This window comes from Pseudomonas sp. KH_017 (assembly GCF_057840285.1).
Map to the genome: position 1 here is coordinate 3,714,387 of NZ_CM174509.1, position 14,247 is coordinate 3,728,633.

The window sequence follows — 14,247 nt, forward strand, 5'->3', positions numbered from 1 at the left end:
CACAAAATAAAGTTCATCATAGAGCCGGTCGATCACCCGGTCATCAATAGTGATTGGACGCCCGCTGAAGTTGCTCTTAGCCTGCGCTCAACAAATCCGTCATTAACGGAATTCGTACTGTAGGAGCGAGCCTGCTCGCGATGGACCCAAGAGCACCGCGTGTAACCAGAAAGCACGCGTAATCGTTAACGACCATCGCGAGCAGAGCTCGCTCCTACAGGTTTTTCGGTGCCAGGAGAGGAAATCATGTCAGAACGAGTCCTGATCGATGGGTTTGCAAGGCGCGTGGACTATCTGCGGATGTCGGTCACCGACCGCTGCGATTTCCGTTGCGTCTATTGCATGGCCGAGGACATGCAGTTTCTGCCGCGCCAAAGGGTGCTGACCCTGGAAGAGATTTATCAACTGGCACAAAGCTTCGTGGCACTGGGCACCCGCAAGATCCGCCTGACCGGGGGCGAGCCGTTGATCCGTCCGGGCGTGGTGCAACTGTGCGAGAAGATCGCCGCCCTGCCCGGCCTGCGTGAACTGTGCATGACCACCAACGGTTCGCAGCTGGCCAAACTGGCCGAGCCGTTGTTCGACGCCGGGGTCAAGCGCCTCAACATCAGCCTCGATTGCCTGGACCCGCAACGTTTTCGCGAACTGACCCGCACCGGTGATCTGGCGCAGGTGATCAAGGGCATCGACGCCGCCAACCAGGCCGGATTTCGCAACACCAAGCTCAATTGCGTGGTGATGAAAGGCCGCAACGACCATGAGATCAATGATCTGGTGAGCTTCGCCATCGACCGCAACCTCGACATCTCCTTCATCGAGGAAATGCCGCTGGGCACCATCGATGAGCACAGCCGCGCCGAATCGTTTTTCGCAAGCAGCCAGGTCCGTGAACGCATCGCCGAACGCTACACTTTGATTGATTCCGCCGAGTCGACCCAGGGTCCGTCGCGCTACTGGCGCCTGGCCGAGGCGCCGCAGATTCGCCTGGGGTTCATCTCGCCCCACAGCCACAACTTTTGCGGCACCTGCAATCGGGTGCGGCTGACCGTGGAAGGACGTCTGCTGCTGTGCCTGGGCAATGAGCACTCGGTGGATCTCAAGGCTGTCTTGCGCAGCCACCCCGGACAGCCCGAACGCCTGGAGAAAGCCATTATCGAGGCGATGAAACTCAAGCCTTATCGACACAACTTCGAAGTAAACGACGATGTTCAGGTTGTTCGCTTCATGAACATGACGGGCGGCTGAAACCCATGATCGTGAGACCCAAACCCAATCTGATCGGCGTTTTGACGTCCCTCAAAGGTTCGATTGCCAAACGCATCGCCTGGCGCAGCCTGATGGTGACGCTGCTCGCCTCGGCCATCGTGCTCATTGAAACCTTGCATCCCAGTTACTTTTCCAAGGTCAGCGCCACACCCTTCACGCTGCTGGGCTTGTCGTTGTCGATCTTCATGAGCTTTCGCAACAACGCCTGCTACGACCGCTGGTATGAAGCGCGCAAGGCCTGGGGCGATGTGATCGTGGAGATCCGCTCGATGATTCGTGAAACCCTGGTGATCAAGGACACGGCTGAACGCCACACGATCCTCAGCAACCTCTGCGGCTTCGCCCATGCCCTCAACGCGCGCCTGCGCCAGGAAAACGAAATGGCCGCCAGTGGCGACTGGCTGCACCCGATGCCCAAGGGCAACTCCACGGACATCAGCGGGCAGATCCTGATGCAGGTCGGTCAACAGTGCTCGTCACTCAATGAGTCCGGGGCGATCAACGATTGGCGCTACACACTCATGGCCAATCATCTGACCAGCCTGACCCATGCCCAGGCCGTCTGTGAACGGATCAAGAACACCCCGCTGCCGTTCCCCTACACCCTGTTGCTGCACCGCACCATCTACCTGTTCTGCATCCTCTTGCCGTTTGCCATGGCCGAACCCCTGGGCTGGCTGACACCGATATTCACGGCGATTGTCAGCTACACCTTTTTCGGCCTGGATGCGATTGCCGATGAACTGGAAGACCCCTTCGGCCGCGACGAAAACGACCTGCCCACCGACGCCATCGTGCGCAACATCGAGCGCGATGTGCTGGCTGCGCTGGGTGTGACGGAGTTGCCGCCACAGCTGGAGCCGGTGGATTTTGTGTTGAACTGAGACTCAGGAAACCCACAGGGTACTGCGGGTGGTTGCAGGACTCGGGTTCACTGAAGATCAAAACTGTGGGAGCGGGCTTGCTCGCGAAGGCGTCAGGTCAGGCGACATCTCTGTTGGATGTGCCGGCCTCTTCGCGGGCAAGCCCGCTCCCACAGGTATTGTGGCCCACCGCAGAATTTGCATTCATTGAAGATCAAAACTGTGGGAGCGGGCTGTGGCCGGCCGTGGGATTAGCGTTCACTGAAGATCAAAAACTGTGGGAGCGGGCTTGCTCGCGAAAGCGGTGGGTCAGGCAATATCTGTGTTGGATGTACCGGCTTTTCGCGAGCAGGCTCGCTCCTACAGGGGCAGTGTCAGAACAACTCGCTGAAAGGAATAAACCGCGCCGTGTCGCCCACTTCCAGTGCGCAGCCTTCCGGCACTTCCACCAGCCCATCGGCCCAGGATGCCCCCAACAAAACACCTGAGCTCTGGTTCGGATAGAGCACCGCGCGACCGGCTTCGAGTTTCGCCCGCAGGTACTCGCGGCGACTTCCGGGTTTGGGCCAGGCAAAGCCGACACTGACCGGGAAGCTCAAGGGCTCGACGTCTTCGACCCCCTGAATGCGCAACAGATAAACCCGCGCCAACAGGCCGAAAGTGACCAACGCCGATGTCGGATTGCCCGGCAGGCCAATCACCGGCACGCGGCCGAAGTGGCCTACAGTCAAAGGTTTGCCGGGTTTGATCGAGAGCTTCCACAGCAACGGCTTGCCGCACTCGCGCAGGACGTGACCGAGGCAGTCGGCGTCACCGGCGGACACCCCGCCCGTGCTGAGCATCAGGTCCGCCGTGTGTTGCAGCTGTTCGAGCTTGAGCCGGGTCTGGCGTGGCTCGTCGGGGAGAATGCCGGCGTCGATGACCTCGCAACCCAACGCATTCAACCAATGGCTCAACAAGGTGCGATTGCTGTTGTAGATGCTGCCGGGCTTGAGTGGCGTGCCCGGCTCGACCAGTTCATCGCCGGTGGACAACAACGCCACCCGTGGTCGCCGCACGACCTGCACATGGGGGCAGCCCTGCGCCGCCGCGACCGCCAGTTCGAATGGGCCGAGGCGCTTGCCGGCGCGCAGCAGCACATCGCCGACGCGGTTCTCCTGGCCTTGCGGGCGGATGTTGCTGGCGGCGCTCAGGGGCTGCTTGAAACGGATACGTCCGTCATCCAGTACCTGCGTGTTCTCCTGCATCTCCACGCAGTTGGCGCCCGGCGGAACCGGGGCGCCGGTGAAGATGCGCGCGCAGGTTCCCGGTGCCAGAGCTTCGGGGGCGTGACCGGCAAACACCTGCTGCGACACGGTCAGCGGCTCCCCGCCCCAACCGTCGACATTCAGGGCATAGCCGTCCATGGCGCTGTTCGGCCACGGCGGCAGATCGAGGCTCGCCACCAGGTCATTGGCCAACACCCGTTGCCTGGCGGCGTTTAGGGGTACCGCCTCACTGTCTTCAATCCGCTGCGCCTCGGCCATTGTCAGCAGCCGGTCGATGGCTTGCTCCACCGACATCAGCGGTGAAGTGCTCATCCCCGCGTCCCGCAGGCTTGCACGGGCTTGAGGTGCGGTACGAAATTGCACGGCCGGTGGCGCGCGTCGAGTTGCTCGGCGAGGATACCTTCCCAGGCGGTGCGACAGGCGCCCGTGGAACCTGGCAGGCAGCAGACCAGCGTGCCATTGGCCAGCCCGGCCAGGGCCCGGCTCTGCACCGTGGAGGTGCCGATGTCGAGGATCGAAATCGCCCGGAACAGCTCACCGAAGCCATCGATCTGCTTATCCAGCAAACAGGCCACGGCCTCGGGTGTACTGTCGCGGCCGGTGAACCCGGTGCCGCCGGTGATCAGCACCACCTGGATGCCGTCGTCGGCAATCCAGTTCGCCACCTGCGCGCGGATCTTGTACAGGTCGTCCTTGAGCAGATTGCGCTCGCTGAGGGTGTGGCCGGCTTCCAGCAAACGGCTGACGAGTAATTGGCCGGAGGTGTCATTGGCATATTCACGGGTATCGCTGACGGTCAGCACGGCAATATTCAGGGGTATAAACAATGCATCCGGTTTGACGCTCATGGGGTTCTCCGGCAGATATAAATTAAATGACTTCCGGAGACTAATTCGATAAATCAAACCGTGTCTAATCACTCTAATCAACCAGACTATCGAGCCAATCTATCAATATAAAAAGACCAGAAACCACATCAATCATAGAGCCCGTCGATAACCCCTTAGATAGCAGTGATTGGACGCACACCAAAGACAATGAGATCGTCCGCACCTCACGATTCCTGCCTCGCCTTGTGTCTTGCGCACCTGAGTCAATACTTACCCCTTCACTCCCCCCGCCAGCAGGTGCCGTCATGGACATCAAACAACTCAAGTTCCTGATCGCCCTGGAGCAGACCCGCCACTTCGGCCAGGCGGCCGCGCGCTGCCACATCACCCAGCCCACGCTGTCGATGCGCCTGCGCAACCTGGAGGATGAACTGGACTTGGTGCTGGTCACCCGGGGCCAGCGCTTCGAAGGTTTTACCGAGGCCGGCGAACGCGTACTGGCGTGGGCCAGGACCCTGCTGGCCGCGCACGACGGGCTCTTCGCCGAGGCCGCCGCGTGCCGGGGCCAGCTCGTCGGCAACCTGCGCCTGGGGCTGGTGCCGCTGAGCAGCTTCAACCCGGTCACCTACATCCAGGGCCTGTCCCGCAGCTTTCCCGAGCTCAAGTACAGCCTGTCGTCCTTGAGTTCCGACCAGATCATCGAGGGCCTTGGCAACAATCAGCTGGACCTGGGCGTGTGCTACCTCGATCACGTCAACCCGAGCTATTTCGAATTTTTCGAGATCGGCGAGACCCGCGTCGGCCTGCTGTACGACAACCGCCACTTCCATTTCGACGGCACGCAAATGAGCTGGGAGGACGCCGCCGAACTGCCGCTGGGGATGCTCAGCAACGGCATGCACTACCGTAAATCCATCGACCTGAGCTTTCGCAGCCGCGGACTGGACCCGCAGCCGATCCTCGAAAGCGATTCGACCTACCAGTTGCTGCAGGCGATTCACGAAGGTTTCTGCTGCGCGATCATGCCCCTGGACAGCGGCCTGGAAGAGCCCATCGAACACCTGTCGTTCATCGAATTGCCGGATGCCAGCGTGCTCGCGCCCCTGGGCCTGGTGATGCGCAAGACCGAACCGCGCTCGGCGATTGCCGAGAAGTGTTTCGCCGAAGCACGAACGTTATTCAGCCGGACCCACTGATCAAGTTTCGGCTTTATATAAACCCGAACCGGACATGTTTGCCCGGCTTGATAGACACCACCAATCAGCACATCGGAACAAGCGATTGGACGCGTTTAAAAGTTGCCCGTAGCCTGAACTTAATTCAGCGCTTCGAGGTTCTTTTCATGTTGTGCCAAGTTGAACAAGCCGATGTTCGAAGCGACACTAACGCCCCCGCGCCCAAACCGCTGAGTGTGAACTTTCGCGAGTACGTTGCAGCCTGGAACTGATTCACAAGGCCGTCAGGGCCAGGCTCGGCACGCTGGTCAGTCTGTCGGCGCCCACCGCCCTGACCGTGCAATGGGCAATCAAGCATCGCCTCAACCTGATTCACGTCCCCCATCGCAACGCACCACGCATTTACAGCCCGGCATGATGCCTTCACCCGATCACCGCGCTGGCAAGCGCAGGAACCTCCCATGACAGACATTGCAGATGCATCCCCCGATGGCCTGACCCACCTCGACAACCAGGGTCGCGCCAACATGGTCGATGTCAGCGAAAAAACCTCGACGCAGCGCGAAGCCCAAGCCCAGGCCTGGGTGCGGATGCGCCCGGAAACCCTGAAGCTGATTCAAAGCGACGGCCACCCCAAGGGCGATGTATTTGCCGTGGCGCGGATCGCCGGAATCATGGCGGCGAAGAAAACCCATGAGCTGATCCCGCTGTGCCACACCCTGCTGCTCAGTTCGATCCACGTCGAACTCAAGGCCTGCACACCGGACAGCGTGAAAATCCTCGGCACCTGCCGCGTCGAGGGCCAGACCGGGGTCGAACTCGAAGCCCTGACCGCCGTCAGCGTGGCGGCGCTGACCCTCTACGACATGTGCAAGGCGGTGGACCGCGGCATGGTCATCGATGACATTCGGCTGTTGAGTAAACAAGGTGGCCGCTCCGGTCATTTCAAGTTCGAGGACGCACAATGATCCTGATCAACTACTTCGCCCGTTACCGCGAGCAGCTCAACCTGGGTGGCGAAAAACTGCCCCTGACCGACAGCCTCAAGACCATCGAGGACGTGCGCCGACTGCTGATGGCTCGCGGTGAGCTGTGGAGCCATGTGCTGGGTGAAAACAACCTGATGTGTGCACTGAATCAGGAGCTGTGCCATCCGGACCGGGTGATCGAGGACTATGACGAGATCGCCTTTTTTCCACCGGTCACCGGGGGTTGAGGCATGACGGTTCGGGTCCAGCGAGAAGTGTTCGACGTCGGCCGCTTGATCGACAGCCTGCAGGCGAACGATCCGGGGGTGGGTGCCGTGGTCAACTTCGTCGGCTACGTGCGCGACATCAATCAGGGTGAGGCGGTCACCGGGTTGTTTCTGGAGCACTACCCGGGCATGACCGAACGCTCGCTGCAAACAATCATCGACAACGCCAAGGCCCGATGGCCACTGAGGGCCGTGGAGATTGTGCATCGGATCGGCCCGTTGTCGATCAGCGAGCCGATCGTGTTTGTCGGCGTCAGCAGCCCCCATCGTCAAGCCGCTTTCGAAGCCTGTGCGTTCATCATGGACTTCCTGAAAACCGACGCGCCGTTCTGGAAACGCGAAGACGTAGAGAGCGGCGCACGCTGGGTCGATGCCCGTGACAGCGACCGCTCAGCCGTCGAGCGCTGGGCAGATACGCAACATCAGGCGGCTATGCAAGGCGCATCGGCGTAGCTACAGTCATTGGCTCCAGGCTTTCTGCACAAGGAAATTCCGCTTGAGCCCCACGCCCTCCCCGATCACCCAGCAGGATGTGCCGCAGCCCCGGTCCATCAGCCTGCGCGAAGCCTTCCTGTTCTGGCTCAAGCTCGGCTTCATCAGTTTCGGCGGGCCGGCGGGGCAGATTTCGATCATGCATCAGGAGCTGGTCGAACGCCGGCGCTGGATCTCCGAGCGACGCTTTCTGCATGCCCTCAACTATTGCATGTTGCTGCCCGGGCCCGAGGCTCAGCAGTTGGCGACCTACATTGGCTGGCTGATGCACCGAACCTGGGGCGGTGTGATCGCTGGCGTGCTGTTTGTGTTGCCGTCGCTGTTCATCCTGATTGCGCTGTCCTGGGTGTACATCGCCTTTGGCGAAGTGCCCGTGGTCGCCGGACTGTTCTACGGGATCAAGCCCGCGGTCACGGCAATCGTGGTGCAGGCGGCTCATCGGATCGGCTCGCGCGCGTTGAAGAACGGCTGGTTATGGGGCATCGCCGCCGCGTCCTTCGTGGCCATCTTCGTGCTCAATATGCCGTTTCCGCTGATCGTGCTCGGCGCGGCGGTCATCGGCTTTTTCGGCGGACGCCTGGCACCGGAAAAATTCAGGACCGGTGGCCACAGCGCGGCGAAAAAGTCCTTCGGCCCGGCCGTGATCGACGACGACACCCCAACCCCCGGACACGCCCGCTTCAGTGGCTGGAAACTGGCGCGTCTGGCCGTGATCGGTGCGATCTTGTGGACGTTGCCCATGGCCATGCTCACCGCACTGTTCGGCTGGGAAGGCACGCTGACCCAGATGGCCTGGTTCTTCACCAAGGCCGCGTTGCTGACCTTTGGCGGCGCCTACGCAGTGCTGCCGTATGTCTACCAGGGCGCGGTCGGTCACTACGCATGGCTGACGCCGACGCAGATGATCGACGGCCTGGCGCTCGGTGAAACCACGCCAGGTCCGTTGATCATGGTCGTCGCCTTCGTCGGGTTCATCGGCGCCTACGTGCTTCAGGTCTTCGGGCCGGATCAAGCGTTTGTCGCCGGTGCCGTGGCCGCCACGCTGGTGACCTGGTTCACCTTCCTGCCCTCGTTCCTGTTCATCCTTGCCGGCGGACCGCTGGTGGAATCGACGCACAACGAACTCAAGTTCACCGCGCCGCTGACGGCCATTACGGCCGCCGTGGTGGGCGTGATTCTCAATCTGGCCTGTTTCTTTGGCTACCACGTACTGTGGCCCAAAGGCTTCGAAGGAGCACTGGACTGGCCTTCGCTGCTGATCGCAATGGTGGCGGGCGTTGCATTGCTTCGGTTCAAGCGCGGAGTGATCGAGGTTTTGATCGGCTGCGGGTTGATCGGCCTTGTCGTGCACCTGATGTTCTGAATCAAACATTTACACGCGGCCCAATCCTCCCTAGTATCCAGCCATCCCCGGATGGCTTGTTCCACTCGCCACCGACGATTTCCGCCGCCGGAAACCTGCGCCATGCGTACTTTGCCGTCAGAACAGCACCTGCTGAACCTCTCGAACCTGGCCACCTCGCTGCTGGCCGTGGACGGCATTGCATGAAGCGCATCGTCAACCTGCCCATGGCCCTGCGCCGCTCCAAACTGCGTCACTCCGCACGTCCGCCGGATAGCACCCTGCTCGCCTGATCGGCGAGCCCCCTCCTTTGCTATCCCGGTCCGCGTGAAGCTCAGCCATACACAGAACCTGTGGGAGCGGCGGTGCGGCGATCCGACTTGCTCGCGAAGAGGCCCGCACATTCAGCATTTGTGGTGACTGACACTCCGCTTTCGCGAGCAAGCCCGCTCCCACAAGAACTGCGCTCACCTGACCGGCATTGGTTTCTCCCAATTCTGCCTGGACACTGACATGACTCAACGTTGCAATTCCTACTACACCGCCACCCTCAACCAGGACACCGATTACCCGACGCTGCAAGGCCGGCACCGGGTTGACGTGGTGATCATCGGCGGCGGTTTCACCGGCGTGGCCACCGCCATCGAGCTGGCGGAAAAAGGCCTGAAGGTGGCCATCGTCGAAAGCCACAAGATCGGCTGGGGCGCCACCGGGCGCAACGGCGGCCAGGTCACCGGCAGCCTGTCGGGCGACGAAGCCATGCGCAAACAGATGCGCCGCAGCATCGGTGATGAGGTCGACGATTTCATCTGGAACCTGCGCTGGCGCGGGCACCAGATCATCCGGCAGCGCGTGGAAAAGTACGGCATCGCCTGCGACCTCAAGCACGGCCACCTGCATGCGGCGTACAAACCCGCGCACATGGTCGGCTTGCGCAAGGATTACGAAGAGGCGGTGCACCGTGGCATGGGCGACGAGGTCAGCCTGCTCGACCGCAGCCAGGTGCGCGACCTGCTGCAAAGCGACCTCTACCACGGCGCGATCAAGAACACCCGCAACATGCACCTGCACCCGTTGAACCTGTGCATCGGTGAAGCACGGGCAGCCGAGAGCCTCGGTGCATTGATCTTCGAGAACAGCGAAGTGCTGGAGATCATTCACGGCGACACGCCAGGAGTACGCACCGCCCACGGGCACATCGACGCCAACCAGGTGCTGCTGGCCGGCGACGTCTACCACAAGCTGGAACCGGGCAAGCTCAAGGGCAAGATTTTCCCGGCCATGGGCGGCATCGTCACCACCGCGCCGCTGGGCGATCTGGCCAGGCAGATCAACCCCGAGGACCTGGCGGTCTACGACTGCCGTTTCGTACTCGACTACTACCGCCTGACCGCCGACGGTCGCCTGTTGTTCGGTGGCGGTGCCAACTACAGCGGCAAGGATTCGCGCGACATCGCCGCCGAGCTGCGCCCATGCATCGAGCAGACCTTCCCGGCACTCAAAGGCGTGGCCATCGACTACCAGTGGAGCTGCGCGATGGGCATCGTGATCAACCGCATCCCGCAACTGGGCAAGCTCTCGGACAACGTCTGGTATTGCCAGGGCTACTCCGGCCACGGCATCGCCACCACCCACATCATGGGCGAAATCATGGGCCGGGCGATCACAGGAAAACTGGAACAGTTCGACACCTTCGCCGCCTGCCAGCACATCCGCGTGCCCATGGGCGACCTGCTCGGTAACCCGATGCTCGCCGCCGGCATGTGGTATTACCAGATGCTTGAGCGATTGCGCTGAGGTTACTGGCCAATACATTCAACATGGATGTTGTTTGTACTGGCCTCTTCGCGAGCAAGCCCGCTCCCACATTTTGATTTTCAGTGACCGCAAAAATGTGGTCACCCAAGATCCCTGTGGGAGCGGGCTTGCTCGCGAAGAGGCCAGTACATTCAATACATCTACCAGCAAAAAATGCTCAAGCCTGCACCACCTCGATCCCCATCGCCCGATAGTCCTCGACATTGCCTGACGCCACGTGCCGTTCGGTGATCAGCGTGTGCACGCGGTTGCAAGGCGCGACGACAAAGGGCTCCACCGCGCCGAGCTTGTCCGCCGTGGTGACGGCAATCACGTGGGAGGCACAGTCGAGCATCGCCTGTTTCACTGGCACTTCATCGAAATGCAGAGAGCTCAAGCCCACCTGCGGGTGAATCGCGCAGACCCCGGTAAACAGCAGATCGGCCTTGATCCCCGCCAGCAGCCGCAGGGTTTCGTGGCCGCTGGCCGACATCGTCGCCGGGTTGAGCTGGCCGCCCGCCAGAATCACCTTGATGCCTTTGTATTCGGACAAGGTAATGGCCGTCATCGGCGACGCGGTGATCGCGGTAATGGCGATCTCCACCGGCAGCGAACGCGCGATCTGCAAGGTGGTGGTGCCGGAATCGAACACCACGATCTGACCGTCCTGCACCCGTAGCGCGGCCAGTTGCGCCAGATGGGTTTTCACCTCGTCGGTTTCACTGATCCGGGTGAAATAGTCCTTGCCGGTGTCTTTGGGCCGCGGCAACGCCCCGCCGTGCACCCGCTGCACCAGGCCGGCGCTGGCCAGCTCTGCCAGATCGCGGCGGATGGTGTCTTCGGACACCGCGAAATGCTGGCTCAACTCCGAGGCCATGACCTTGCCGTCACGTTCGAGGATTAACAGGATCTTTTGCCGGCGCACCGATGGAAGTTCGGCAGCGGAATGATTTTCGTGCATGTTTTTGCTCGTTTATGCATGTAATTGCGTGTTTCCGCGAGATTAGCCAAAACACGGGACAAACACAAACGGGCGGCCGGGCAAACACCTCCAGGTATCATTTTTCTCGATCTTTCAAATCATTACGCCGAATTTTTTATTTTCCCGTGACCTGTTCAAGATGGCGCCGTCACTCATGTTTCGGATGGAAACCTCATGAATATCAATTTTGCTTTTGCGTGCATGATCGTGGTCTCGTTCACGATTGCACTGGTTCATGCCTGATGGCATGCAGCAGGAGCCGGCGTGGACTGGTTCCTGCCCGATGCAACGATCAGAATTTTTCCTGAATGAACTTGAACGGATAGTTCGGATCCCGATAGTTGCCGGGACTTTGGCGCTTGGGCAGTTTCACTTTCGCCCGCGGTACTTCCTCGTAGGGAATGCTGCTCAGCACATCGCTGATGATGTTCAGTCGCGCCCGTCGCTTGTCATTCGAGTTGGCGACCCGCCACGGGGCGAATTCGGTGTCGGTGGCCTCGAACATGTCGTCCCGGGCACGGGAGTAGTCGTACCAGCGGTTATAGGACTTGAGGTCCATGGGTGACAGCTTCCAGATCTTGCGCCCGTCGGTGATACGCTCCTTGAGGCGTCGGGTCTGTTCTTCCTGGCTCACTTCAAGCCAGTACTTGATCAGGATGATTCCCGATTCCACCAGCGCCTGCTCGACGCGCGGCACCACGGTGAGAAAATTGCGCACCTGCTCTTCGGTGCAAAAGCCCATGACCCGCTCGACTCCGGCGCGGTTGTACCAGCTGCGATCGAAGATCACCACTTCACCGGCCGCCGGCAGGTGCGGCAGATAACGCTGCACGTACATCTGGCTTTTTTCCCGCTCGGTCGGCGCCGGCAGCGCCATTACCCGGAACACCCGCGGACTGACTCGTTCGGTGAGCGCCTTGATGGTCCCGCCCTTGCCGGCGCCGTCACGGCCCTCGAAGATGATGCAGACCTTGGCGCCCGTGTGCTGCACCCACTCCTGCAGCTTGACCATCTCGACATGCAGCTGCGCCAGTTCCTCGAGATACACCTTGTTCTTGAGCTTGCCGCTTTCAACCGGTTTGCTTTTGCTTGCCGCCTTCTTCTTCGCCATGCCCGTTAACTCCTTCAATGCGTCACATAGCGTCCGGAGTGCCCCCGGCCGCGTTCATTCAGCGTCGACTGCGCTGATAATGTTCAACCGCCAGTTCCAGATTCAGGAACATTCGCGCCTCGCCCAGCGTATGGCCCAGGGGTGCCTTGATGACCATCTCCCATACGCTCGGGCTCATGCCCACCAGCCACAATGAAATGCCTTTTTCCTGCAGTTGCCGTTCCGCCCCGGTGAGCATTTTCAGCGCGGTGTATTCCAGGTCGAACACGCTGCGCAGGTCCAGGACCACGACTTTGGGTGTCGCCTTGTCGATCAGCGGCCGGATCTTGTCGGCGATGCGCTCGGCATTGGCGAAGAACACCCGCCCTTCGGGCCTGAGCAACAGCAGCCCGTCAAAGTGTTCGTCATCGATGTGCTCGGCGGACTGCGGTCGGTACACATTGGTGCCAGGCTTGCGTCCCAGGACATGTACGGGCGGGTCCGAGACCTGATAGGCCAGGGCCAGCAACGAGACGATAATCGCCACGACGATCCCTTGCAGCGTGCCCAGCAGTATCACGCCGATCATGGCCACCACGGCCCAGGCAAACTCGGTACGGCGAACCGACAGGATCTCGCGAAATTCCGCCGGCTCGATCAGGCCCACCGAATACACGATCACCACGGCGGCGAGCGTGGCGTTGGGCATCAGGCCAATGAGCGGTGCCAGCAGCAGGCACGTGCCCAATGCCAGTGCGGCGGTGACCAGTGCGGCCAGTTGCGAACGGGCGCCGGCCAGGCGGTTCACCGCCGTCTGGGTGGTCCCGCCACCGGCGACCATGGCCCCGAGAAACGCACCGCCGATGTTGGCAACGCCCGTGGCCAGTAGCTCCCGGTTCGGTTGTGGCACGGGCTCGTCACTGCGGGCGAACGCGCGCCCCGCCGCGATGGTTTCGGTGAAACTCATCAGCGCGATACCCATCGCCGAGGACCACAAGGTCTCGGCCATCGACCATACCGGCAGGGTCGGCGCGGGCAACCCGATCGGCACCACGCCGACGGCGGACACACCAAAGCGCTCCAGGCCAAACAGGCTCATGCCGATGATGCCAAGCGCCACTGCAATCAAGGGTGCGGGCAGTCGTGGCGTATATCGCTTCATGCCCACCAGCAGCAAAACCATGAACACACCGACCGCCACGGTCGGCAGCGAGGCATGGCCGACGCTCTGCACCGTGGCCAGCAGATTGTGCAGGAAGCCGCCTTTGTCGATGTGCGTGCCCAACAACTTGGGTAGCTGGTCGAGCACGATGACCACGCCGATGCCGGCCTTGAAACCCACCAGTACCGGTTCGGAAATGAAATTGGCGACGAAACCCAGGCGCAGCAGCCCGGCGACGATCAGGATCGCGCCCACCATCAGGGCCAGCGTGGCGGAACCGGCGAGCAAGGTCGCCGCATCGCCATCGGGGCTGAGCTGGCCCAGTGCGGAGCCGGCGAGAATGGCCAGGGTGGTCGTGGTGCTGACGCTAAGCGGGCGCGACGTGCCGAGCACGGCATAGATCACCATCGGCACCAGCGCGGTGTACAGCCCGACCTGCACTGGCAGGCCGGCAATGGTGGCGTACGCCAGCGCCTTGGGAATGACCACGGCCGCTGCCGTCAGCCCGGCGACCACATCGCTGCGCAGCCAGTCGGGCCGGTAGCTGCCGAGCCATTCCGGGATCAACTGGCTGCGCAAGGTTCTCCGCTGTGGAGTGCCAGGAATCCGCTCTTGCGGATGGCCGCCTTGTTGATTCATCAGTCACTCCAGTGGCAAATCGTCCATGCGGATGATGAGTGGGCTCAACTGACCGCACAATCCTTTAACTGCACGCGCAACCATTG

General features: G+C 61.3%; 13 protein-coding genes and 1 pseudogene. 9 read left to right on the forward strand and 5 right to left on the reverse strand.

What is annotated here, in order from left to right; all coding sequences use genetic code 11:
• Window positions 1-246: 246 nt before the first annotated feature.
• Together moaA and AC3IT6_RS16880 are read left to right on the forward strand one after the other, a co-directional pair.
• Entirely contained in the window at window positions 247-1,245 is a 999-nt protein-coding gene (gene moaA / locus AC3IT6_RS16875) for a GTP 3',8-cyclase MoaA (protein WP_489351293.1), read from the forward strand.
• A 5-nt stretch (window positions 1,246-1,250) separates the two neighbouring features.
• Window positions 1,251-2,150 carry a bestrophin family protein gene (locus AC3IT6_RS16880; RefSeq protein ID WP_489351295.1) on the forward strand — a complete coding sequence of 300 codons (900 nt, stop codon included), beginning with the start codon at window positions 1,251-1,253 and terminating at the stop codon, window positions 2,148-2,150.
• Between the two features lie 353 nt (window positions 2,151-2,503).
• Here the strand turns inward: AC3IT6_RS16880 and AC3IT6_RS16885 are convergent, their stop codons facing one another.
• Together AC3IT6_RS16885 and moaB are read right to left on the reverse strand one after the other, a co-directional pair.
• Entirely contained in the window at window positions 2,504-3,709 is a 1,206-nt protein-coding gene (locus tag AC3IT6_RS16885) for a molybdopterin molybdotransferase MoeA (protein WP_489351297.1), read from the reverse strand.
• Window positions 3,706-4,245 (reverse strand): molybdenum cofactor biosynthesis protein B, encoded by a 540-nt coding sequence (moaB, locus tag AC3IT6_RS16890; RefSeq protein WP_007976036.1) that lies wholly within the window; start codon window positions 4,243-4,245, stop codon window positions 3,706-3,708. The genes AC3IT6_RS16885 and moaB overlap by 4 nt, the downstream gene beginning before the upstream one ends.
• 287 nt (window positions 4,246-4,532) lie before the next feature.
• Here moaB and AC3IT6_RS16895 point away from each other — a divergent pair, with 287 nt between their 5' ends.
• From AC3IT6_RS16895 to AC3IT6_RS16925, 7 genes and pseudogenes are all read left to right on the forward strand, one after another.
• Window positions 4,533-5,423, forward strand: a complete 891-nt coding sequence (locus tag AC3IT6_RS16895) for a LysR family transcriptional regulator (protein ID WP_223446489.1) — start codon at window positions 4,533-4,535, stop codon at window positions 5,421-5,423.
• Window positions 5,424-5,655: 232 nt separating this feature from the next.
• Window positions 5,656-5,820 (forward strand): annotated as a pseudogene (locus AC3IT6_RS16900) (formate dehydrogenase accessory sulfurtransferase FdhD); the annotation flags it as partial.
• A gap of 43 nt (window positions 5,821-5,863) precedes the next feature.
• The gene (moaC, locus tag AC3IT6_RS16905) at window positions 5,864-6,370 is read left to right on the forward strand and encodes a cyclic pyranopterin monophosphate synthase MoaC (protein WP_489351299.1); all 507 of its coding nucleotides are present in this window, start codon (window positions 5,864-5,866) and stop codon (window positions 6,368-6,370) included.
• Window positions 6,367-6,618 carry a molybdopterin converting factor subunit 1 gene (gene moaD, locus AC3IT6_RS16910; protein ID WP_046044028.1) on the forward strand — a complete coding sequence of 84 codons (252 nt, stop codon included), beginning with the start codon at window positions 6,367-6,369 and terminating at the stop codon, window positions 6,616-6,618. Before moaC ends, moaD begins: the two co-directional genes overlap by 4 nt.
• Window positions 6,619-6,621: 3 nt before the next feature.
• Complete coding sequence (moaE, locus tag AC3IT6_RS16915; RefSeq protein WP_489351301.1) at window positions 6,622-7,110, forward strand: molybdopterin synthase catalytic subunit MoaE; 489 nt, start codon at window positions 6,622-6,624, stop codon at window positions 7,108-7,110.
• Between the two features lie 43 nt (window positions 7,111-7,153).
• Window positions 7,154-8,512, forward strand: coding sequence for a chromate efflux transporter (gene chrA, locus AC3IT6_RS16920; protein WP_489351303.1), 1,359 nt, complete (start codon window positions 7,154-7,156; stop codon window positions 8,510-8,512).
• A gap of 492 nt (window positions 8,513-9,004) precedes the next feature.
• On the forward strand, window positions 9,005-10,288 hold the full coding sequence (locus tag AC3IT6_RS16925) for an NAD(P)/FAD-dependent oxidoreductase (RefSeq protein WP_489351305.1): 1,284 nt from the start codon (window positions 9,005-9,007) through the stop codon (window positions 10,286-10,288).
• A 178-nt stretch (window positions 10,289-10,466) separates the two neighbouring features.
• Here AC3IT6_RS16925 and AC3IT6_RS16930 read toward each other — a convergent pair whose 3' ends face one another.
• The 3 genes from AC3IT6_RS16930 to AC3IT6_RS16940 form a co-directional block, all read right to left on the reverse strand.
• Complete coding sequence (locus AC3IT6_RS16930) at window positions 10,467-11,249, reverse strand: DeoR/GlpR family DNA-binding transcription regulator (RefSeq protein ID WP_489351307.1); 783 nt, start codon at window positions 11,247-11,249, stop codon at window positions 10,467-10,469.
• A gap of 313 nt (window positions 11,250-11,562) precedes the next feature.
• A complete protein-coding gene (ppk2, locus tag AC3IT6_RS16935) occupies window positions 11,563-12,381 on the reverse strand; it encodes a polyphosphate kinase 2 (protein WP_489351309.1) in 819 nt (272 codons plus the stop codon).
• A gap of 58 nt (window positions 12,382-12,439) precedes the next feature.
• Window positions 12,440-14,161: a SulP family inorganic anion transporter gene (locus tag AC3IT6_RS16940; RefSeq protein ID WP_489351312.1), complete on the reverse strand. Its 1,722-nt coding sequence runs from the start codon at window positions 14,159-14,161 to the stop codon at window positions 12,440-12,442.
• Between the last annotated feature and the right edge of the window lie 86 nt (window positions 14,162-14,247).